The 22,303-nt window shown below is 47.1% G+C and carries 22 protein-coding genes; 8 read left to right on the plus strand and 14 right to left on the minus strand.

Annotation, left to right across the window (positions count from 1 at the left end):
* Window positions 1–55 precede the first annotated feature (55 nt).
* Entirely contained in the window at window positions 56–1,345 is a 1,290-nt protein-coding gene (locus tag D0C16_RS00400) for an O-acetylhomoserine aminocarboxypropyltransferase/cysteine synthase family protein (RefSeq protein ID WP_151030505.1), read from the minus strand.
* A 566-nt stretch (window positions 1,346–1,911) separates the two neighbouring features.
* Between D0C16_RS00400 and D0C16_RS00405 the strand changes: the two genes are divergently transcribed.
* The 3 genes from D0C16_RS00405 to D0C16_RS00415 all read left to right on the plus strand — a co-directional run bounded on the left by D0C16_RS00405 (window position 1,912) and on the right by D0C16_RS00415 (window position 3,939).
* Window positions 1,912–2,697 carry an energy transducer TonB gene (locus tag D0C16_RS00405; protein WP_151030506.1) on the plus strand — a complete coding sequence of 262 codons (786 nt, stop codon included), beginning with the start codon at window positions 1,912–1,914 and terminating at the stop codon, window positions 2,695–2,697.
* 79 nt (window positions 2,698–2,776) lie between these two features.
* On the plus strand, window positions 2,777–3,526 hold the full coding sequence (locus D0C16_RS00410; protein ID WP_151030507.1) for a MotA/TolQ/ExbB proton channel family protein: 750 nt from the start codon (window positions 2,777–2,779) through the stop codon (window positions 3,524–3,526).
* A complete protein-coding gene (locus tag D0C16_RS00415; RefSeq protein WP_151030508.1) occupies window positions 3,526–3,939 on the plus strand; it encodes a biopolymer transporter ExbD in 414 nt (137 codons plus the stop codon). The genes D0C16_RS00410 and D0C16_RS00415 overlap by 1 nt, the downstream gene beginning before the upstream one ends.
* Before the next feature lie 163 nt (window positions 3,940–4,102).
* On the opposite strand, the gene chrA is transcribed toward D0C16_RS00415, so the two are convergent.
* The 11 genes from chrA to D0C16_RS00470 form a co-directional block, all read right to left on the minus strand.
* The gene (gene chrA / locus D0C16_RS00420) at window positions 4,103–5,470 is read right to left on the minus strand and encodes a chromate efflux transporter (protein ID WP_151030509.1); all 1,368 of its coding nucleotides are present in this window, start codon (window positions 5,468–5,470) and stop codon (window positions 4,103–4,105) included.
* Between the two features lie 125 nt (window positions 5,471–5,595).
* A complete protein-coding gene (locus tag D0C16_RS24660) occupies window positions 5,596–6,921 on the minus strand; it encodes a sigma-54-dependent Fis family transcriptional regulator (protein ID WP_304487103.1) in 1,326 nt (441 codons plus the stop codon).
* Between the two features lie 292 nt (window positions 6,922–7,213).
* Window positions 7,214–8,272, minus strand: coding sequence for a sulfate/molybdate ABC transporter ATP-binding protein (locus tag D0C16_RS00430; protein ID WP_151030510.1), 1,059 nt, complete (start codon window positions 8,270–8,272; stop codon window positions 7,214–7,216).
* A 55-nt stretch (window positions 8,273–8,327) separates the two neighbouring features.
* The gene (gene cysW / locus D0C16_RS00435; RefSeq protein ID WP_151030511.1) at window positions 8,328–9,224 is read right to left on the minus strand and encodes a sulfate ABC transporter permease subunit CysW; all 897 of its coding nucleotides are present in this window, start codon (window positions 9,222–9,224) and stop codon (window positions 8,328–8,330) included.
* 2 nt (window positions 9,225–9,226) lie between these two features.
* On the minus strand, window positions 9,227–10,111 hold the full coding sequence (cysT, locus tag D0C16_RS00440) for a sulfate ABC transporter permease subunit CysT (RefSeq protein ID WP_151030512.1): 885 nt from the start codon (window positions 10,109–10,111) through the stop codon (window positions 9,227–9,229).
* Window positions 10,112–10,338: 227 nt separating this feature from the next.
* Window positions 10,339–11,349: a sulfate ABC transporter substrate-binding protein gene (locus D0C16_RS00445; RefSeq protein WP_151030513.1), complete on the minus strand. Its 1,011-nt coding sequence runs from the start codon at window positions 11,347–11,349 to the stop codon at window positions 10,339–10,341.
* 44 nt (window positions 11,350–11,393) lie between these two features.
* The gene (locus D0C16_RS00450; RefSeq protein WP_151030514.1) at window positions 11,394–12,644 is read right to left on the minus strand and encodes a porin; all 1,251 of its coding nucleotides are present in this window, start codon (window positions 12,642–12,644) and stop codon (window positions 11,394–11,396) included.
* A gap of 170 nt (window positions 12,645–12,814) precedes the next feature.
* A complete protein-coding gene (locus D0C16_RS00455) occupies window positions 12,815–13,021 on the minus strand; it encodes a YezD family protein (protein WP_151030515.1) in 207 nt (68 codons plus the stop codon).
* A gap of 288 nt (window positions 13,022–13,309) precedes the next feature.
* Window positions 13,310–14,593, minus strand: coding sequence for a porin (locus tag D0C16_RS00460; protein ID WP_151030516.1), 1,284 nt, complete (start codon window positions 14,591–14,593; stop codon window positions 13,310–13,312).
* Window positions 14,594–14,709: 116 nt separating this feature from the next.
* Complete coding sequence (locus tag D0C16_RS00465; RefSeq protein WP_151030517.1) at window positions 14,710–14,886, minus strand: YezD family protein; 177 nt, start codon at window positions 14,884–14,886, stop codon at window positions 14,710–14,712.
* A 405-nt stretch (window positions 14,887–15,291) separates the two neighbouring features.
* Complete coding sequence (locus D0C16_RS00470; protein WP_151030518.1) at window positions 15,292–16,314, minus strand: sulfate ABC transporter substrate-binding protein; 1,023 nt, start codon at window positions 16,312–16,314, stop codon at window positions 15,292–15,294.
* Between the two features lie 712 nt (window positions 16,315–17,026).
* On the opposite strand from D0C16_RS00470, the gene D0C16_RS00475 reads away from it, so the two are divergent.
* Window positions 17,027–18,025 (plus strand): SMP-30/gluconolactonase/LRE family protein, encoded by a 999-nt coding sequence (locus D0C16_RS00475; RefSeq protein ID WP_151030519.1) that lies wholly within the window; start codon window positions 17,027–17,029, stop codon window positions 18,023–18,025.
* 152 nt (window positions 18,026–18,177) lie between these two features.
* Entirely contained in the window at window positions 18,178–19,071 is an 894-nt protein-coding gene (locus tag D0C16_RS00480) for a dienelactone hydrolase family protein (protein WP_151030520.1), read from the plus strand.
* A 199-nt stretch (window positions 19,072–19,270) separates the two neighbouring features.
* Here D0C16_RS00480 and D0C16_RS00485 read toward each other — a convergent pair whose 3' ends face one another.
* Window positions 19,271–19,768 (minus strand): GNAT family N-acetyltransferase, encoded by a 498-nt coding sequence (locus D0C16_RS00485; protein WP_225318844.1) that lies wholly within the window; start codon window positions 19,766–19,768, stop codon window positions 19,271–19,273.
* Window positions 19,756–20,022 (minus strand): DUF1778 domain-containing protein, encoded by a 267-nt coding sequence (locus tag D0C16_RS00490; RefSeq protein ID WP_151030522.1) that lies wholly within the window; start codon window positions 20,020–20,022, stop codon window positions 19,756–19,758. Before D0C16_RS00490 ends, D0C16_RS00485 begins: the two co-directional genes overlap by 13 nt.
* Window positions 20,023–20,252: 230 nt before the next feature.
* Between D0C16_RS00490 and D0C16_RS00495 the strand changes: the two genes are divergently transcribed.
* Genes D0C16_RS00495 through D0C16_RS00505 form a run of 3 tightly spaced genes read left to right on the plus strand, consistent with a single transcriptional unit; the run spans window position 20,253 to window position 22,170 of the window.
* Window positions 20,253–20,561, plus strand: a complete 309-nt coding sequence (locus D0C16_RS00495; RefSeq protein ID WP_225318845.1) for a GntR family transcriptional regulator — start codon at window positions 20,253–20,255, stop codon at window positions 20,559–20,561.
* Between the two features lie 14 nt (window positions 20,562–20,575).
* Complete coding sequence (locus D0C16_RS00500) at window positions 20,576–21,484, plus strand: ABC transporter ATP-binding protein (protein WP_151030524.1); 909 nt, start codon at window positions 20,576–20,578, stop codon at window positions 21,482–21,484.
* Window positions 21,481–22,170: a hypothetical protein gene (locus D0C16_RS00505; protein WP_151030525.1), complete on the plus strand. Its 690-nt coding sequence runs from the start codon at window positions 21,481–21,483 to the stop codon at window positions 22,168–22,170. Before D0C16_RS00500 ends, D0C16_RS00505 begins: the two co-directional genes overlap by 4 nt.
* The last annotated feature ends 133 nt before the right edge of the window (window positions 22,171–22,303 follow it).

A 22,303-nucleotide genomic window follows, 5' to 3' on the forward strand; every position in this document is an offset into this window, starting at 1 on the left:
TCCGGCTAACCAAGCACGGTATTTACGAGGCTTGTTTAGTGCGGGAATGACAAACTTACACATTACTCAATGCCTGCTCCAAATCCGCGAGCAAATCATCAATATGCTCTATACCCACTGACAATCGCACGGTATCCAATCCCACACCGGATTTCGCCAATTCTTCTGGTGATAATTGGCGGTGAGTCGTGGAGGCCGGGTGAGTAGCCAAAGATTTAGCATCGCCAATATTGACCAGCCGGGTAAACAGTTGCAGTGCATCCAGAAAACGCGCACCCGCCTCGCGGCCATCATCGGCTTTTAATCCAAAGGTTAATAAACCCGAGGCTTTGCCTTTGAGATATTTGCGCGCAAGTTCGTGATAGCGGTTGTTGGGTAAACCCGCGTAATTTACCCAATTTACTTTGGGATGTTTCTCCAGGTATTCGGCAATTTTCAACGTGTTGTCGTTAATGCGTTCCAGGCGTAGGGCGAGAGTTTCTATGCCCTGCAAAATCAGAAATGCATTAAACGGTGAAAGCGCGGCGCCGGTGTTACGCAAGGGGACTACGCGGGCGCGGCCAATATAGGCAGCGGCGCCAAGTGCTTCGGTGTACACCACACCGTGGTAACTTACATCGGGTTCATTCAATCGTTTGAATTTTTGTTTGTAGCTTGCCCAGGGAAATTTTCCTGAATCCACGATAGCGCCGCCCACACTGGTGCCATGCCCACCTAAATATTTTGTCAGTGAGTGCACAACTATGTCTGCACCGTGCTCAATCGGGCGCAATAAATACGGTGTGGCAACAGTGTTATCGACAATCAATGGCACGCCGTGCCGATGGGCAATTTCTGCGACACGTGCAATATCAGTGACGTTGCCTTGTGGATTGCCCAGCGATTCCACAAAAATTGCCTTGGTGCGTTCATCAATTAACGGCTCAAAAGAATCCGGATTTAGATGATCCGCAAAGCGTGTGGTGATGCCATATTGCGGCAAGGTGTGCGCAAATAAATTGTAAGTGCCACCGTAAAGCGCGGAGGAGGAAACAATATTGTCTCCCGCTTCCGCGATGGTTTGTATCGCATAGGTAACTGCTGCCTGGCCGGATGCTAACGCCAACGCAGCAATTCCTCCCTCCAATGCCGCAACGCGCTTTTCCAGAACATCATTGGTGGGGTTCATGATGCGCGTATAAATATTCCCGGCAACTTTTAAATCAAATAAATCCGCGCCATGTTGCGCGCTATCAAATGCATAGGCCACAGTTTGATAAATAGGTACTGCAACCGATTTTGTGGTTGGGTCCGGCGTGTAACCGGCATGTACCGATTGAGTTTCAAATTTCCAATGTTCAGACATGAAAGGCTCCGTTTTTCGAGTGTGTATAGAGGTTGTTAAAGAAGTTTTGTTGTGAAACTTGTGACGCGTGTAGTGGTTATTGCTGGAATTGCCACGGCAAACCTTGGTGGAAAAATCGCACGCACGCTGATTCTAGCGACTCGCTTTACAATTCTGAAAGCCAAATAATTCATAAGCTTATGCGAACGTTTAAACGCTCCATTTAGCAAGTTTGAATTTTGTTGGCTGCGTTTATTTAAACAGAGTTTAGTGTCATTTGTGAAAATAAACTGATTAATACCCAGCAAATTTTCTGCTGACAATTCAACAATCGCTATTCATGCCATGTGCCTTGTTGGGCGTTGAAGTTGTGACATATCGCATCGCCCGCACAATAAGCTGACTGTTTTCAAGGGTTTAAATACCAACGCTAAAAATAGTATTTCTTTGGCACGCTTGCTGCAAAACCCCTCGCAGCGGTGAATGATTATGCCTGCACACAATGTTGGATAAGCATTTGCAAATTGTTGTTTTTTGTAATCGCCACAAGCGATTCCAGTGAGCCCAACCCAGGGCGGGAGATATATATGAGTGCCCATGCATACTCAGAACCCTACAGTTATGATCGTCGCCATGCGCGCCATCAACTACGCCACACGCAACCTGTCGCCAAGCCACGCAAATCGGCTGATATCGTCAAATTAGTTCCGCGCGAATACAGCCTGGATAAACAAATTGAATTGGTCTATCCAAAATATCGCGGCGCATTAGGCGTTGTTGCATTGGCATTTATTATTGGTTTGCACTTTGCGGTGTTTGCCTACTTTTATTTCAAACCCGAAGTGCCAATTACCAAAGCGGAAATTCCGCCTATGACCATGGAACTGTATCGCCCACCGGTAGAGCAGCCACCACCATCGGTCATTCCGCCGGAAGAGGTGCCACCGCCGCCGCCGCCAAAAGTGGAAAAGCCACAACCGCCGGAAAATCCTAAGCCGAAACCGGTAGAAAAACCCAAGCCTGTACCGGTCCAACAAGTGGTAGAAACACCACCGCCTCCGCCGCCGCAACCAGTTGCACCGCCAGTGACGCCAGCAACGGCAAATCCAGGTTACTTGCGCAACCCGGCGCCGGAGTATCCAGAGTTGGCAGTAGAGCGCGGTTGGGAAGGTACAGTTATTTTAAATGTGCATGTGTTAGGTAATGGCAAGCCTTCATCGGTGGAAGTGAAAACTTCCAGCGGACGCAACGTGTTGGATAAGGCGGCGATAGATACGGTAAGGCGCTGGTCATTTGTACCGGCCAAGCAGGGCGAAACGCCAGTGGATTCCTGGGTAGAAGTGCCGATTGATTTCAAATTATCGAATTCATAACGCGTCGCTTTCGCAAAAAATGTTGTAAAAATTTTTTTATTTATTTGTGTTAATTCGAAATTGATTAGGAAGAAATATTATGTCTGAGCTGTACCAGCATATCGTTGAGTGGACTTTGTGGGCGCTGATCGCGTTTTCAATTATTACTTGGACCTTGATTGTCATTAAAGGCGTTCAACACTTTACCCTGTCGCGCCAGAATCGCCGCTTCACCAAAACCTTTTGGTCAGCAGCAGATTTACATGCAGCAGCGTCTTTTGAAAAATACGTAGGCGCTACAGCACGTGTTGCGGCGGCTGGTTTCCAAACCCTGCGCAATGCCGATGCAAGTGCAGCAACGGATTTGGAACACAGCTGGGATCGTCAGGATTTACTGGAACGTCATTTGCGCCAGCAAATCCAGAAGGAGCGACGCTCACTGGAAAATGGTTTAGCGATTTTGGCATCCATTGGCAACACCGCGCCCTTTGTGGGGCTGTTCGGTACCGTGTTTGGCATTATCCAGGCGCTCACGCAAATTACGGCCACCAAATCCGCCAGTATTGAAGTGGTTGCTGGCCCCATCGGTGAAGCACTGATTGCAACCGGTATTGGTATTGCTGTGGCTGTGCCTTCGGTACTGGCCTACAACTTTTTCTTGCGCCGCGTGAAATTAATCGCTGCCGATCTGGATGATTTCGCAACTGATTTTATCAGCCTGGTGCAAAAATCTGGTTTCCGTATTAAAGCATCGGCGCCCGTTGTTAAAGCCGCACAGGTGCAACCGGTAGTGCGTGAAGGCAAATCGGAATTAAATAAACCCGACAACGGTAAAGAGGTATTTGCGTAATGGCGATTTCTACTGGTAGTGACAGCGATGAAGTATTAAGCGAGATCAACATTACCCCCATGGTGGATGTAATGCTGGTACTGCTGGTGGTATTTATTATTACCGCTCCACTGATGACCAACGCGATTAATGTAAATTTACCCGATACCGAAACCACGGTGCAAATTCAGGAACCGAAAAAACCAATCGTGCTGAGTATTAATGCAGAGGGAAAAATTTATCTTGATAAGGATGAATACTCGCTGGAAATTATCCAGCAGGAATTGGAAAGCCGTAAGGCCGCCGACCCTGAGCTGCGTTTGAACCTGAATGCCGATGAGGCGGTTAATTACGGTACTGTTGCCAAGGTAATGGTGCTGATTGAAAAAGCAGGAATAGATCGCTTGTCAGTTGTTACCGAGACTGGTGGTTAATCGGCAGAGGCATTTTTTACGGCGTCTATTAAAAAAAGGCTCTACAAAAGTCCTCGCAAAAAAACCCGGGTTGGAATTAACAACCCGGGCTTTTTAAATAGCGATGTTATAGGAGCGTTATTGAAATGTTATAGAAAGTATTTTCATGATCATTACAAGTTTTTTAGATCAATAAACTTTTCAGCAACCCCACCAACGCGCATACCCCAATCACTTTGATTACTCCCGCTTTATAGCGAAATAGCGCAACACCAGCGGTCAGTGCAATTGCTGCGGATAACCAATCAAATGATCCACTAAATCCGGTGGGCCAGAGTACATGGTAACCGAAAAATAAAGCGAGATTTAAAATTACCCCTACCACGGCAGCGGTAATGGCGGTGAGCGGAGCGGTAAATTTTATATCGTTATGGGTAGTTTCAATAAACGGAGCGCCGGCAAAAATAAAAATAAACGACGGCAAAAAAGTAAACCAGGTGACTATGCTGGCAGCAATGGCGCCAGCGACAAATAACATGTCCGGCCCGAACACGGCTTTTACATAACCGCCGACAAAACCAACAAACGCTACCACCATAATCAGCGGCCCGGGAGTCGTTTCACCCAATGCGAGGCCATCGATCATTTGTGTGGGAGTTAACCAGTTGTAGTGGCCAACCGCACCCTGATAAACATAGGGCAGTACGGCATAAGCACCACCAAAAGTAAGCAGTGCCGCCGTAGTAAAAAACCAGGCCATTTGGGTGAGTGTATGTTGCCAGCCAAAGTAGCTCCAGAGCAGTGCGAGCGGCACCGCCCACAACAATATTCCACATAGAGTAATTACCAATAAACGCGACCAGCTAAACAGGGCGTGTGTTGGTGTGGGTGTGTGGTCATCAATCAAGGCTGCACCAAAATTTTTATCGGCCTTGCCGTGCCCGCCACCGGCTTTGAAATAATCCGGTTTAGTTTTTCCTCCAAAATAACCAATCAATGCGGCGGCAATAACGATGTAAGGGAAGGGCACATGCAAGGCAAAGATGGCAACAAATGCGGCGGCGGCTATGGCCCACATCCAGTTATTTTTTAATGCGCGTGAGCCAATTCTGTGTGCGGCTTGCATCACTATCGCGGTAACAGCGGGCTTGATGCCGTAAAATAATCCGGCCACCCAACTCACATCGCCGTAGGCGATATAAACCCAGGAGAGGCCAATTAAAATAAAGAGCGAGGGCAATACAAATAATACCCCCGCCACTATGCCGCCCCAGGTTTTATGCATTAACCAACCAATATAAGTCGCTAATTGCTGCGCTTCTGGTCCGGGTAACAGCATGCAGTAATTCAGCGCGTGCAAAAAACGTTTTTCACTGATCCAGCGCCGACGCTCTACCAATTCCTGATGCATGATGGCGATTTGCCCGGCAGGACCGCCAAAGCTAATAAAGCCGAGTTTTAACCAAAATAAAAACGCTTGCACAAAACTGACTGCCGGAGGGGGAAGGGCAGTAGTGGGAGGGATTTGTTGCGAGTCTTGAGATGCTGACATAGTGCGCCTTATTGGTAAAAATAAGGCGCACTATGCCATTCGTTAATAGCTGCTGCAATTCATGAGTGGAACTAACAATAATTTTCTAATGGGATTGTCACATCCTATAGTGGGCAGAGGGTTGTTCAACTCGCGAGACTGGCGTCCAATGTAGATAGTACGGGTTCATCATCTGTTAATGAAGCGTCACTGCCCTTAGCGTAACCCGATTCCACTAACAATCCATGGCGTTTTAACAGAGTGCGCATAACATTGCGTGAAATTCCGAGTAACGCCGACGCGTGAACCTGATTTGAACGCACGTGAGCAAAGGCTTCATGCACAATCAGCCTTTCCAGGCTGTCAAAGTGATTGCCATTGCCTTGCTCGTTAAATAAACGACGCAGTTGTTTGGTGATTGCAGTCATAGGGTCATCGCCATCGCTACCACCCTGGGCATTGGTAGGGGGATTGCCAAAACCGTTAGCGCCGAATCTATTGGCTCCTGTCGCGTTTGCATTGGCAGTGTTGTTTCCGGAGTTGTAACTGCCGGTGTTGTGTGTCATTTGCGGCGATTGCTGGGCAAAGGGTTGCACAAATTGCGATGCGTGTACCGGCTGCGGAACCTGTTGAAAATTATTGCCGGTATTCCAGCCACCGGTCACTTTTAAATGTGACGGTTCAATTTTTTCACCACTGGCAACCAGCAATGCAAAGTGCACCACGTTTTCCAGTTCGCGAATATTTCCCGGCCAGGAATAATGCAGCAGCAATTCAATCGCCGCGCTGGAAAATTGCGGCAGGCGATGGCCCATTTTGGTGGCATAGGTTTTCAGGAAATGCTCAGCTAGCGGCATGATATCGCCCGGGCGCTCGCGCAGCGGTGGTAATTTTACGTGTGCGATATTAATGCGGTAGAGCAAATCGCGCCGGAAATGCCCGGCGGAAACGGCGTAATCCAAATCGACGTTGGTTGCTACTACTAAACGCACATTCACCGGAATGGATTTGCGTGAGCCGATACGCACCACTTCTTTTTCCTGCAATACGCGTAGCAATTTTACTTGCAGTGGCAATGGTAGGTCGCCGATTTCGTCCAGAAATAAAGTGCCTTCATTAGCAGCTTCAAACCAGCCTTCGCGTTTACCCACGGCGCCGGTAAACGCGCCAGCTTCATGGCCAAATAATTCACTCTCGGCTAACTGATCGCTAATCGCGCCGCAGTTAACGGCGAGGAACGGCCCTTTACGACCACTGAGTAAATGAATGTGGCGCGCGACCAATTCCTTGCCCGTACCTGTTTCCCCGCCAATTAATACTGGCGCTTCACTAGGAGCAATGCGCTCGATATATTCGAGCAGAGTGGCGGAAATGGGGTCGGAAAAGACCAAGGCTTTTGCCCGCACCGATAAGGGTTGTGCATTACCACCTTCCAGGGATAAAAGAACCGGTTGTTTAAAATCCTGGCTCACGATAAGTCCTCAAAAAAATTAGCTTACAAAAAATGTACGACGTGTGTTGTTATTAACGGCGTTTTTCTATTATTAGCCGCAATGAGTGTTTGATAATATTTCAGCTTTCTTTGACCAGTTACTAATGATTTTTAATAGTCATTAACAAGTAAAATTGTGTAAGCATTCTATTCGGTAAATTGTGCAGTTAAGAAGGAATTTAAATCTATAAACTTATAACAAAATTACCAACGGAAAAATAATAAAAAGGCGATAGCTTTCATTATCGCCTCCAGGTTAACGCAGGGGAAAACTATTTTTGCAGAAACACTTTGCTGTTGGTTGGGCGTGCAAAAACCCTGGCGCCAATGCTCAGGTTTAATGAACGTTCTTGTGCGCGCGGCAATTCCACGTGCAATACGTCGCTATTGAGCTGGTGTTGTAACTCAATGCGCAATACCGCACCGGCCGTACTAACGTGAGCCACTTGCGCAGCTATAGCGCCATCGCTGGGTTGCTCGCTCAATTCAATGTCGTGCGGGCGCACGTAAGCAATAGCGGCCTGATCATTAATACTGCTGTGCTCAGGGGCTGGCAGTTTGTAATCGCCAATATGAGCCCAGCCGTTATCGACGCGGCTGTGGAATAAATTCACCTGACCAATAAAATCGTACACAAAGGGGCTGGCCGGATTATTGTAGATATCATCCGGTGTTCCTATCTGTTCGATCTGACCTTTGTTGAGCACCACAATCTTGTCGGCCACTTCCATCGCTTCTTCCTGGTCGTGGGTTACAAAAATTGAAGTGATGTGTAATTCATCGTGCAGGCGGCGCAACCAGCGGCGTAAATCCTTGCGCACTTTTGCATCCAGTGCTCCGAAAGGTTCATCGAGCAACAATACTTTTGGCTCAACGGCCAGTGCACGCGCTAATGCAATACGCTGGCGTTGACCACCGGACAATTGATGCGGGTAGCGATCGGCCAACCAATCCAGTTGCACCAGCTCTAACAATTCGTGCACGCGTTTTTTAATAAACTCGTTGCTAGGTCTGGTTTCTTTTGGGCGGACTGTTAAACCAAAAGCAACATTATCGAATACCGTCATATGGCGGAAGAGAGCGTAATGCTGGAATACGAAACCGACGTTACGCTCGCGTACATGCACATTGGTGGCGTCTTCACCGTGGAAAAGTACGCTGCCAGCATCCGGGTTTTCAAGGCCGGCAATGATGCGCAGCAAGGTGGTTTTGCCACAGCCTGATGGGCCGAGCAGGGCGACCAGTTCGCCGGTGGGGAAATCGAGCGATACGTTATTCAGTGCAGCAAAACTGCCAAAATTTTTGTGTAAGTTGCGGACTTGAATGCTCATAGAGTTTTCTCGTTAATTAAGAGTTCGCGCAAATAAAGCAAAATCGGGTTTCGGGTTATTGAGCACTTGCCGCACGCACGGCCAGCTCATGTTCACGCGCTGCTTTCCATTCGAGCAAGCTTTTTAATACCAGGGTTACCAGTGCCAGCAGTGCCAGCAGTGAGGCCACGGCAAAGGCAGCGGCAAACTGATATTCGTTGTACAAAATTTCAATATGTAAGGGCATGGTGTTGGTTTGCTCACGAATTTTTCCCGATACCACACTCACTGCACCAAACTCACCCATCGCGCGAGCGTTACATAAAATCATGCCGTAGCGCAGCGCCCACTTCACCGAGGGTAGGGTCACTCGCCAAAACATTTTCCAACCGCTGGCACCCAGGGTGATGGCTGCTTCTTCCTGTTCTTTACCTTGCTCTTGCATCAGCGGAATTAATTCACGCGCAACAAACGGAAAGGTAATAAATACGGTGGCAAGTACAATGCCGGGTACGGCAAACATAATTTGAATATCGTGTTCGCCCAGCCAGGGACCGAAAAATCCCTGGCGACCAAACAGCAACATATAAATCAAACCGGCAATAACTGGCGAAACGGCAAAGGGCAAATCAATCAGGGTGATCACAAATTGTTTGCCACGGAAATCAAATTTGGCGATCGCCCACGCGGCGGCTAAACCGAATATCACATTACAAGGCACCGCAATTGCTGCAGCGATGAGCGTGAGTTTTATCGCATGGGCAGCAGCTGGCTCACTCACCGATGCCAGATACACATCAATACCTTTCGCAAAAGCCTCTTTAAAAACAACCACCAGTGGTAAAAATAAAAACAGTGCTAAAAACGTTAATGCGATACTAATTAGAACAACGCGTACCCAGGGCGCTTCACTGGTTGCGGCGTGCGCAGTACCGGTTTTGCGGCTACCAAGGGAAGAAATTGCACCAGCCATGTTCAGCCTCCTGTTCGTTTGTGGCTCCAATGCTGGAGCAAATTAATAAGCAATAACAACACAAATGAAAACACCAGCATCACCGTACCTAAAGCGGCAGCGCCTGCGTAATCAAATTGTTCCAATTTAGTCATGATTAACAGCGGAGTGATTTCTGTTTTGTAGGGCATGTTGCCGCTGATAAAAACCACTGAACCGTATTCACCAACGGCGCGCGCAAATGACAGTGCAAAACCAGTGAGTAGTGAGGGAATTAATGCTGGCAGTAGTACGCGGCTAAAGGTTTGCAAGCGTGATGCACCCAGGCTTGCTGCGGCTTCTTCGACTTCTGCTTCAAGGTCGGCAAGTACCGGCTGCACTGTGCGTACGACAAAGGGCAAACCAATAAAAGTTAATGCTACTGTGACACCCAGCCAGGTGTAAGCAATTTTAATATCCGCTAACCAAAACCATTGGCCAACCCAGCCTTTGGTAGTGTAAAGCGCAGTGAGTGCAATACCGGCAACGGCGGTAGGTAATGCGAAAGGTAAATCCACCAGTGCATCAACAACACGCTTGCCAAAAAAATCGTAACGTACCAATACCCAGGCGACGATCAAACCAAAAAATAAATTAATGCCGGCGGCTGTGAGCGCAGCACCGAACGTGAGTTTATAACTGGCGATTGAACGTGCATTGCTAATGACGGCCCACAATTCTGCCCAGCTTAATTCCAACGATTTGAGTACGAGACCTGCGAGCGGAATAAATACAATCAGACTGGCGTAAAGTGCGGCGAGTCCAAGTGATAAACCAAAACCTGGCAGAACCGATTTTTTCACCCAGCGCTTTTTAGGGCTGGAAAAAGGCGACGCTGTTGCCAGCGCCGTAGAGGTAAGTTCACTCATGTACAACTCTCTAATGTAAGTACCCCTTTTTTTAATTGGGGGTTCAGGAAACCTGATTTTTCAATCCCCTAATTTCCCTTTGGCTACGCGCCCCGCTTCAAAGGAAAAGCTATTCTCCTTGGCAATGTGCGAAGGGTAGTAAAACTCCCTCCCTTAAAAAAGGGAGGGTCGGGGAGGGATTTTCTCTTCACCCATTTGCAAAAAGGGGCGGCAGAAGCGGATTAAAATTACTGATAAATCTGATCGAAAATTCCGCCGTCACCGAAATGTTCCGGTTGTGCTTTTGACCAGCCACCGAAATCATTGATGGTTACCAAATCCAGTTTTGGGAAAACCTTGGCGAAAGCTTCAGCAACTTGTGGGTCGCGTGGGCGATAGTAATTTTTTGCCGCGATATTTTGGCCTTCTTTGGTGTAGAGGTATTGCAAGTAAGCTTTCGCTACTTCCGCAGTACCGTTCGCTTTGGTGTTTTCATCCACTACCGCCACTGACGGTTCTGCCAGAATGGAAATGCTGGGTACAACGATTTCCACTTCATCGGCCCCTAATTCATTTACCGCGAGAAACGCTTCGTTTTCCCAAGTGATCAGCACATCGCCAATACCGCGTTGTACAAAGGTAGTGGTTGAGCCGCGCGCACCGGTATCCAAAACAGGAACGTTTTTAAACAGCGAGCGCACAAATTCTTTTGCACCGGCTTGGTCCTTACCTTGTTTCTTTTCCGCAAAAGCCCAGGCTGCCAAATAGTTCCAGCGTGCACCGCCAGATGTTTTCGGGTTAGGGGTAATTACCTCTACACCTTTTTTGGTCAGATCGTCCCAGACTTTAATATTTTTGGGATTGCCTTTGCGTACCAGGAATACAATGGTCGATGTATAAGGTGCGCTGTTTTGCGGCAATTTGCTCACCCAATCTTTCGGCAATAAATTACCGATGCTGGCGATGGGATCAATGTCACCGGCGAGTGCCAGGGTCACTACGTCCGCTTTCAGGCCATCGATCACCGCGCGCGATTGAGCACCTGAACCACCGTGGGATTGGTCCACGTGTACATCGTCACCGGTTTTTTCTTTCCAGTGCTTGGCGAAAGCCGCGTTAAATTCGCGATAGAGTTCGCGCGTTGGGTCGTAGGAAACGTTTAATAAGTTGATGTCTTTTGCCAGTGCGCTACCAGCCAACAAACTGGCGGCAATCACAGCAAATACTGATTTACCAAATGTGTGTGCAGAAAATTTCATAATCTCGTTCTCTCTGAAAATTTTTTAAAGACTTGCGCTGATTGTTAGAAGCGGAAATCAAAACCTAATGCCGAGGCGGTGTCTGTGGTTGCCTTGGTGCTGATTTTTTCATCGCCTTCAACTTCTACACTCGCGACTGTGGCGAATACACGGGTGTTGGGGTTGAAGTTGTAATCCACACCAACAATCACGCCTTCCAGTTCTGCATCTTTATATGCAGTGTTGGTTGGTGTAGTCGTTGAATTGGCATATTGGATTTTCGCCAACCAGGGGCCAGCAATTTTCCACTGGGCATTGAGGATGTATCCGTCTTGTTCTTTAAAGGCATTGCCTGAAGCGCCGTCCCATTCAGAGAGTGGGTTCAAACCATTTTGTGCACCGTTAGTGGTGCCATTGGTGCCGACGAAACTGGAAAATCCACCGAGTGAATCCACATCGTCATGTGCTTCCACCGTTTGATAAATTGCGCCGAGTTTTACTGCGCCCAGAGTAATTTCGCCCACTGCGCGCACTGCATCAGTGGTAGCTACGTTGGAGTCAGCGCCGATGCCGACAAACCATTTGGCTTTACCATAAGTCACAGAAACTGATTGGCCGGAAGCAAAACCATTGTCGTTTTGCTGGTTGGTAGCACTTACAGGTACTCCGGTTTCTTCAGCTTGAATAGCAGCAACGTTTAATTCCAATCCGCCAAACCAAATCGGTGAGGTGTATTGGATAACGTTATCCGGACGATTTTCACCAACAATATAGGTACCAATATCGCCCAGTGGCGAATCGTTAAAACGATCCAGATCGGAGCGCAACACAGTGTTGGTTTGCAGAGTTTTTAACGGGGTATCGTTTTTACCGAACAGGATTGAACCCCAGGTTCCGCGTAAACCGCCGAAAATATTACGCTGGCTTAATTCGCGGCCATTGCTGTTGGTGCCGTTGTCCACATCGATACCGTATTCCAAACGGTAGAACACTTGCACGCTCGCAGTCGCATCAAAATCGCCTTGAATACCCAGACGTGAACCTGTGCTTTCCAATGCAAAAGTATCCAGCTCGGTGGTTACGTTGGTTGCGCCAACGTGGCGATAAGTGGTTGCACCTGCTGCGGTAGGTGCGAAATCAATTTTTTCCAAATCATATTGATTGGCAGTTAAATGAATTTTGCCGTAGAGCGTTGGAAAGCCGGCAAATGCGTTGGTAGAAAGTGCAGCGCCTACAGCAATCGCCAGGGCGTTGCGCTTGATAACTGATTCTGTTGCTTGTGATCGCACAACCGACCACGCGTTACGAAATGACATGCTAATCTCCGGTAGTTCACATATCACCTCCGGTGGTCCGGTCAGTGGATTTATTTGGGTGTATTTTAAAAATGCTAAGTACAGTGCGTCTTGATGTTGATTACTGATTGATCTTTTTTGCAACGTTTTTTACTACCGTGGTAGCTGTTGCGGTAATTTATTCGCGCTGATTAGTTGGTGTTTACACCTCTTTCCCAGCGCTTTTTCTCGCGGCGTTCTATCTGTACTACCTGGCCATTGTGAACTTGAATTTCCAATGAGCCGAATTGAATAAGTGCCAGTTGTTGTTTAATTTCTGCCAGAACTTCTTCGACAATTGCATCTTGCTTTGTCGTGTTTTCCGGGACGACTGCCGACTCTGTGCGGTGAGTTCCCATTGCATACCTCGTTAGAAAATATTCTACTCTTGCGACTTTTCCCAGGAACTCCTGGATGACGTCGCCATCATATTCAGATGCTGTTAAAACTAAAAATACTGATTTTTTATTAGCTTATAACGTCAGCTTGACGGCTATAGGCATCAACGGTTTTTCACTACACTTCCTTGTGTAGGTCGTGGATCAAAAATAAAAACGCCTTTTTTAAAAAGCGCGGCTCTTAAAAACGCCTTTCTCTTAAAAGCGCCTATTTATTAAAAACGCCCCTCAATTAAAAGCGGCTATTTATTAAAAACGAAAGTCCACACCCAATGCGAAAATGCTGTCGGTAGTGGCTTTGGTGCTGATGGCTGCATCGCCTTGGGCTTCCACATCGGCGTAGTAACCAAAAATACGGGTGGCATCATTCAGGGCGTAATCAAGGCCCAGCGCTAATGCATCCAGGTCTACATCGTCATAGGTGGTGTTGAGTGGGGTAGAGGTGCTGTTGGCGTATTGGAATTTGGCAGACCAGGGGCCTGCGATTTTCCAAACACCATTTATCACGTAGCCATCTTGCTCTTTGTAGACTGTACCCGCGGCGCCATCCCATTCGGCCAGTGGGTTAATACCATTTTGCGCACCCAGTGTTGTTGTGGTGGCGTTTACGAAACTGGTGAAACCACCCAGGCTGTCAACATCGTCATGAGCTTCAGCAGTTTGGTAGATCGCGCCCAATTTGACGGGGCCGAGAACCACTTCACCTACCAAACGCGCTGTATCGCTCGTGGCAACATTGCTTTCATAAGCGGCGCCCACAAACCAGCTGCTTTTGCCGTAACCGATAGAGACTGATTGGCCAGAGGCAAAGCCGTTGTCATCCTGTTGATTGGTTGCAGATTGCTCTACACCCGTTTCTTCTGCCTGTACTGCGGCAAGGTTAATTTCCAGGCCGCCAAGCAGGATGGGCGAGGTGTATTGGATAACGTTATCGACGCGGTTTTCACCGACCAAGTAGGTGCCTATATCGGCCAAAGGCGCTTCATTGAAACGGTCGATATCAGTTTTTTGCACCGCAGGGACGTAAGAATTTTTAACGATGGTGCCGTTGCGACCCGCGAGTGAGCGCAGCGGGGTATCGTTTTTACCGGCGAGTAACGCACCCCAGTTGCCGCGCAGGCCGCCGAAGATATTGCGCTGTACCAGCTCGCGGCCATTGCTGTTGGTGCCGTTGTCGTAATCCACACCGTATTCAATCCGGTAAAACACATTCAGGCCGGCGGCTGCATCAAAATCACCTTGCACACCCAGGCGTGAGCCAATGCTTTCTACGGTGAAGCTATCCAGTTCATCGGTCACATCAGTAGCGCCAACTTGGCGGAAAGTCGTGGCGCCAGCGGCGGTGGGGGCAAAGGCAATTTTTTCGAAATCGTATTGGCCAGCGGTTACTTGAACCTTGCCATAAATAGCAGGGAAGCCCGCGGAGGCGTTAACAGAAATTGCCAAGCCTACTGCAGTGAACAATGCATTGCGTGCGAAAACTGAAGTAATCAATGTGGTTTTATTGTGTGACCACTGGGTAACTAATAACATGCTAATCTCCAAAATTTGGGTGTCACATCCGGTGGTCCGGTCAGTGTTTTTAGTAAGTTATATTTAATAAAAAATTAAATAGCTAACAAAATCTATGGTTAAAAAAAGCCATGGATTTAACGGGCGTTGACGCCTTTATCCCAGCGCTTTTTCTCGCGGCTTTCCAACTGCACGACTTGCCCGTTGTGGATTTGGATCTCCACAGAACCGTAGCGAATATGTGCCAGCTGACGTTTTATCTCGGCCAATACATCTTCAATACTGTTGGCGATTTCTGGACGATGGGTTCCCATAAAAACCTCGCAGGAAATTTGTCGGTGCGTTATTCGGGCACATAAATTCCCGAAGTCGGCGCAATCATAGGGAGGATGTTTATAAACGAAAAATACTGATTTTTTATTAGCTTATAACGAAGTTTTTCGTTGCTAGACGAATAGTTTATTAGCCAACATCGGCCTGCTTAAAAATCAGCAAATGCGAAAACAAACTGCTCAAAAAACAACACTCGCGCGGGGCGAGTGTTGTGGGTGATTATTTTTTGCACGAGAAAGTAAATGGTTTTCTCGCACTAAATAATCTGTTTTTTTGCCAGGATTTATTCAATCCAATCATCATTCAGGTGTTTATGGTTCAAACACCTGTCTCTGATTTTGATCTTGCGACTGGTTCATTATGACTTGGCCCTTATGACTTTTCCCTTACGATTTGGGAACTTCGTAAATCTTGTCGAAGATACCCCCGTCACCAAAGTGTTGTGGTTGGGCCTTATCCCAGCCGCCGAAATCAGCAATCGTAGTGAAATCAATCGCTGGGAAGTTTTTCGCGTAGGTTTTGGCTACCTGTGGGTCGCGTGGGCGATAGAAGTTTTTTGCTGCAATCTCCTGGCCTTCTTTGGTGTAGAGGTAGTGCAGGTAAGCATCGGCTACTTCCGTGGTGCCTTTAGCCGCCGAGTTTTTGCTAACTACAGCAACCGGTGGTTCAGCGAGGATGGAAATAGAAGGATAGACAATTTCAATTTCGTCGCTGCCCGCTTCCTGGATGGCCAGATGTGCTTCGTTTTCCCAGGCGAGAAGTACGTCGCCAATGCCACGCTGTACAAATGTGGTGGTTGAACCGCGTGCACCGGAATCCAGTACTGGCACATTCTTATAGAGTTTTTTCACAAACTCTTGTGCTGAAGTGTCAGAACCTTCTTTCTTTTTAGCGTATGCCCAGGCGGCTAAATAATTCCAGCGTGCACCGCCCGAGGTTTTCGGGTTGGGGGTAATTACTTCTACACCGGATTTCACCAGGTCATTCCAGTCTTCAATTTTTTTTGGGTTGCCTTTGCGAACCAAAAACACAATGGTAGAGGTGTAGGGTGCGCTGTTGTTTGGTAGGAGTGAAGCCCAGTTATCGGGCAGTAGCTTGCCATTTTTAGCGAGTGGGCTGATATCACCAGCCAGGGCTAAGGTAACTACGTCGGCTTTTAATCCATCGAGTACCGCGCGCGCCTGGCTGCCGGAGCCCCCATGGGATTGTTCAACTTTTACATCATCACCGGTTTTTTCTTTCCAGTGCTTGGCAAAAGCGGTGTTGAACTCGCGATAAAGTTCGCGGGTTGGATCGTAGGAAACATTTAATAGCGTAATTTCTTTAGCGAAGCTGACTGAGCTAAATAATAAGGTTGCTGCAAATAAGTTTGCAGCGGAAAAGACTTTCTTTTTACTAAACAATTTCATAAAGATTCCTTAACAATAAGCAGATTAATGACGTAACTAATGATTAGCGATAGTGCTATCCCTGCGTAAAGATCCTGTGTAAATGTCTTAAAGCCAGATCTGTGCCAGACATAAATAAAAAATACATCGCGAAAAGAATGGCGGGGTTTAAGCGGAAAATTAAAAGGCATAAGCCGTCGTAGTCGGCGTTTCAGCAAGCTATAGATAAATGGTTGAAGAAATTCCACCTGATAATTTGATGTTTTCATCTGCACCGGGTAAGTAGGGCAATGTGAATGTAGATGCTTGTTTTCCAGACGGAGCTGTTGCAATGAAGACACTTGAACATAGATGGCTGTTTTAATTTCCGCACTTTCGCTAGCCAATCGCATCAGGCGGATATTTTTATTTAAAAAAATCCGTAGTAAATCAACGCATTAAAAATTTCACACAAAAAGTAAGATTGCCTTTCATTTCTGGCGCGAACCTTGCCATATCTCCTTGCCGATTAATGACCGGCAAGGCGAACCCTATCGCCGTAGCCCGTGAAGGTCGGTTGTACTTGTTACCGCTATGTTGTTTTTGCGGGTACAGGTTTGGTAGCGACGCCTAACGCTAATCTTGACCGGCAAAGGCTCACAACACCGGAGCCGGTCTTTTTTCGGCTCTATATTTTTAGAATTTTTAACCGATCATCTTTTTCGCCATCGATTACTTTTGAGGAATCCGGTTTATGACACACGTAAATGCGCAATTTTCCAATCTCCCAGGTAAAGCCAAAAAACAATTACTTGCTGCAGCGCTGGTGGCGCCGGTGTTCATTTCTGTCAGTGCATTCGCTGCCGATGTGAAAGCACCTGCAATTCCCGGTGTGGTGAAAGAAGGCACAGTGGTGCAATTTATTAAAGAGGGATTTGAAGGCACCGAAGGTCCAATTGCTGCGCCAGATGGCAGCTTCCTTTTTACTGAAACGCGGGCGAATCGCATCACCCGTATTGCACCGGACAATTCGATTTCTACCTTTTTGGAAAATTCCAATGGCTCTAACGGATTGGCGTTTGCACCTAATGGCGATTTGATTACTGTACAGGTGAATAACAATCAGGTTGGTGTTGTTTATCCAAAAGGCCGTGAAAAAGTGTTGGTTAAAGATTATCAAGGTCAAAACTTCCAACGTACCAATGATTTGGTATTGGCAAAAAATGGCGGCATTTATTTTACCGATAGCGGCCCCGGCCCCGACGTAAAAGCGGACCCAAAAACCGGTGTCTATTACGTTAACCCGGAGGGAAAAACCCAGCGGGTTGTAGGTATTAATGAAATTCAGCGCCCCAATGGTATTCAATTGAGCCGCGATGAAAAAACCTTGTACGTGGCCAATACCGGTGGCGAATATGTATTGTCCTTTGCGATTAATGCCGATGGTTCTTTAAAAGATCGCAAGGATTTTGCAAAGATTCCTAACGGTTTGCAAAAGAACGAGCAGGGTGCTTTATCCAGCGGTGCCGATGGTTTGGCAATTGATGCGGAAGGACGTTTGTATGTCACCTCCAATACAGGTGTGGATGTATTCGATGAAAAAGGTAAATTCCTGGGTGGAATTCCTGTGCCGCATAAACCACAAAACCTGGCCTTTGCTGGTAAAGATAAGAAAACCCTTTACATCGTTGGTCGCGGAGCGGCGTATAAGGTGGATGTACTAACCCCCGGTTTCGCCGGACGCGTTAAATAAAAACTAGCTTGCTTGCTCTGGCATCGTTAAATTTGACTTCAAATGCTCATTTACTAAGGTAAACCCGAGGGGCGGTCCTTTCGTCTTGCGAAAAAATTTGCCTTGCCAGTTCTGCGCCCTATACGTTTTTAAATTATATTCAGGGAGTTTGTATGACTCGCAAAACGGCGGATGATTTTCATCCGGAAGTATTAAAACTGTTTGATCAATATGTTCACGGGCAGGCGTCGCGGCGCGATTTCCTGGTGGGCGCTGCTAAATATGCAGCGCTCGCTGGTGTGACTGCAACGGGTTTATTGGCTGCATTGAGTCCGCAATTTGCAGCGGCGCAACAAGTAAAGCCCGATGATGCGCGTATCTCTGCCAGTTATGTGGAAATTGATTCACCCAATGGCAACGGCAAGATTCGCGGCTATCTGGTCAAACCGGCGAAAGCAGCGGGGAAATTGCCCACGGTATTGGTGGTGCATGAAAACCGCGGGTTGAATCCGCACATCGAAGATATTACTCGCCGTATTGCGCTGGATAATTTTATTGCCTTTGCGCCAGACGCGTTATTTACCCTGGGCGGTTATCCTGGTGATGAAGACAAGGCGCGCGAGTTATTCCAGAAACTGGATCAAACCAAAACCCAGGAAGATTTTGTGAATGCCGCGAGCTATCTAAAAAAATTGCCGGATGCTAATGGCAAGGTTGGGGTAGTGGGCTTCTGTTACGGTGGTGGTATTGCCAATTTCCTGGCAACACGTTTGCCGGATCTGGCTGCAGCAGTACCTTTCTATGGTCGTCAACCGGAAGCAGCAGATGTAGCGAAAATTAAGGCACCTTTGTTAATTCATTACGCGGGTGTTGATGATCGCATTAATGCCGGTTGGCCTGCCTATGAAACTGCACTCAAGGCCGCGAAAATAAATCACCAGGCATTTATTTACGAAGGTAGTCAACACGGTTTCAATAACGACACCACGCCGCGCTTTGATGAAAAAGCCGCAAAACTGGCGTGGAGCAGGACGATTGAATTCTTTAACAAGCATTTGCGAACTTAATTTATCGTCGTTAATTAATCACAAATCTGCGCAATTAAATACCTAGCTTTTAATCTCCCCCAGCCCCCTCTTTTCCAAAGAGGGGGAGCCAATTTCTCTCGTTTCACAAGCTCCTTTCTTTTCACAAGTGCCACCCTTTTACAAAGGGAGACTGGGAGGGATTTAATTCCCCTCTTCGGAAAAAGGGGGCTTGGAGCGATTACAAATGTTGGCTTATATTTTTAAGTGAAAGAAGCAAAGTCATAGGATCAGTCGGGGATTTCTGGAATCCATATTGTAAATAAAATTGCTTCGCTTGCTCTGATATTGCATGTACTAGTAACCCTCTCACCCCTACATTACTAGCAATAGCGAGTGTCCTTAACATTGCATCTTTTAGCAGGGCGGCTCCAAGGCGTTTCCCTTGAAATTTTATGTCAACCGCAAGACGTCCGAGAATGATAACGGGAATAGGATCTGGCATTCCGCGAGAAAAACTTCCCGCTGCTGAAATTCTTTCGATACTTCCTGTGGCAAGTGCGTAGTAGCCGATAACCCTTGAGCCATCTTCACAAATAACGAATGTTCTGCTTGCACCGCTTTCCTGATTCTTTAAAGCCCTGCGAATAAGCCACTCATCCAGTGTGCTATTTCCGCTATTAAAATTTCCTAATTCATGTGTGGAGGCGAGTAGGCCAGGTGCTGTTATTTTTCCCAAGGCGATTCCTCATTCAGCAGCGCTTTCAACTTTGCATTTTCTGGAATCGGGGCCGTTAACGCCGCTTCAAAATCTTTAAAATCTTTATCGTTAAATTGCAGCAAGCGTTGGTCGAGGAGGACATTCTCCGCTTCCCTGCAAGCGACATCCAAAATAAATGCACTTCTGTCTTTGTTTAGCAGTGCTGCGGCTTTGGTTAATAAGGCGTGTTGACTGGGTTCAACACGCATATTGATTGGTGCTGTTCTAGACATTGCCTGATCTCCATGTGTATCTAATGAATATACATTCTAGGACTCCTAATGGCTAGGCGCAATCGGATTTGCGGGCTATAGGTTTGTCCAAAGACAAAAAGGTAAGAGGGGGCACTGAATTGGCAGTTATCTCTCGGTCTTGCTCCTTAAATTCAACTGTGTATACTGTGTATATGAAGTGTGGATTTGTATTTTCCCAGACCGACAAGCGCCCCATGTATGAACAGATCATGGAGCAGATTACACAGCGCATTGCTGTGGGGGATTGGCCGCCTCAAACTCCGCTGCCCTCGATTCGCGAGTTGGCGACCGAGATCAAGGTCAGCATTATTACGGTCAAGCGCGCTTATCTGGAGTTGGAGCGGGAAGGGGTGATTACCACCCAGCAAGGCAAAGGAAGTTGGGTGAGCGATGTATTGGATTTACATTCCTTGCAACGTGAAGAATTAATCCAGCATTTGAAACAGGCGGTAAAACTGGCGAAGTCTTTAGCGATTACAGACGACGAGCTGGTACAGATGATAAAAAAATATACCTGATACGGAGTAATGTGATGAGCCTGCCATTGGCAATAGAGTGCAGCGGCCTTAGCAAACAGTATTCGCATTTTAATTTACAAAATGTTGATCTCGCGTTTGAGCAGGGCAGTGTGATGGGGTTAGTCGGGCCGAATGGCGCAGGTAAATCCACTATTCTGCGCATGGTGATGGGGCTGGTCACGCCGGATCGCGGCTCTATCAAGGTTCTGGGCCATTCTATGCCCGCCGAGCTGGTTGCCGTTAAGCGCCAAATAGGTTTTGTCGCTGAAGATATGCGTCTTTATGAAAGTGAAACCATTCAATTTCATATGGAGTTTGTGAGATCGATTTTTGATTCCTGGGATGAGGCCTACGCACAAACCTTGCTGCGTCGTTTTGAGCTCAATAAAGATCAAAAAATAAAAGGCATGTCGCACGGGCAGCGGATTAAATCTACGCTGTTATTAGCCCTGGCGCGCCGGCCAAAATTACTGGTGCTGGATGAACCCACCACCGGGCTTGATCCGGCGATTAGAAAAGAAGTGCTCGATGAAATGATGAATGCGCTCGCCGATGAAACCCATTCGATTTTATTCTCCTCGCACAACACCCTGGATATAGAGCAGATTTCTGATTACATCACCTTTATTTACGGTGGTCGCGTCATTGAATCGCGCAATAAAGAAGATTTTATGGACGGCTGGCGCCGCTTGCGCCTGACCAATATGCATAACAGCCCTCTGCCCGATTTACCCAATATCAAAGAGGTGCAGCAGAGTGGTCGTTTGTGTAGTGTCACAGTGAATAATTATGCCGAATCCATTCCCGGAGAATTCGTGAGTGCCGGTATACAAGTGGATGCGGTTGAGCGATTAACGCTGGAAGAAATATTCCTGGGCAATGTTAACAGCGCAAAAACCATCAATAAGGAATCAGTGATATGACGAGCTCAATTATTCCACAATTGGTAAAGAAAGATTTGCTGATTCTGCGCAAAACAATCCTGTTTTATGCGCTGGTAAGTTTGCTATCTATTGTTGTGGTGTTTTTGCTGTTTGGCAAAGTGTCCAACGTAATCCTGATGAATATTGCCTTCACGCTCTTGCTGGCACCCGCCGCTACCTGCGGAATAGTGATGCTGATGAGAACCAATGTAATGGAGAAGGAAAAAAATACTCAGCTGTTTATTATGAGCTTGCCGGTGAGTGTAAAAGAATTTACCTGGGCAAAATTGTTGGCCAATTTGCCAGTATTCAGCGGGTTTTGGTTGGCGGTATGTGTAACGGCCTTTTACCTGGTATTTGGTTTGGGGTTACTACCACTGGGGGCTATTCCATTTATTTGTATCTTATTTCTGGGTGTATTTGTTGCCTATACCTGTATTCTCTGCGTCAGCCTGGTATTCCAGTCCTTAAACTTTACCGTTATCTCACTCACTGTTGCCGAGTTGGGCACAGTGGCTTACCTTTGGTTCATCGCGTTGTATGAACCTATTAACCGCCATGTGTATGAGCCAAGCCCTGTGTGGAATACAACGGCGGTCAGTATTGTGATTGCGCAAATTGTTGTTGCGGTTTTCATGATTTTCCTGACTTTCCATCTTCAGCAGAAAAAACGTGATTTCAGTTGATTTCGAATTCAGCATTAGTTGCTGTTATTTCGCCATCCCATTTGTTTGAATTTAAACAAACACATCGCTTATTCGACACAAGTGTCCGATAAGCGATGTTGGTTATTTTAAATAATCTATAAAAATCAGAACA

This window comes from Cellvibrio sp. KY-GH-1 (assembly GCF_008806975.1).
Lineage (GTDB): Bacteria > Pseudomonadota > Gammaproteobacteria > Pseudomonadales > Cellvibrionaceae > Cellvibrio.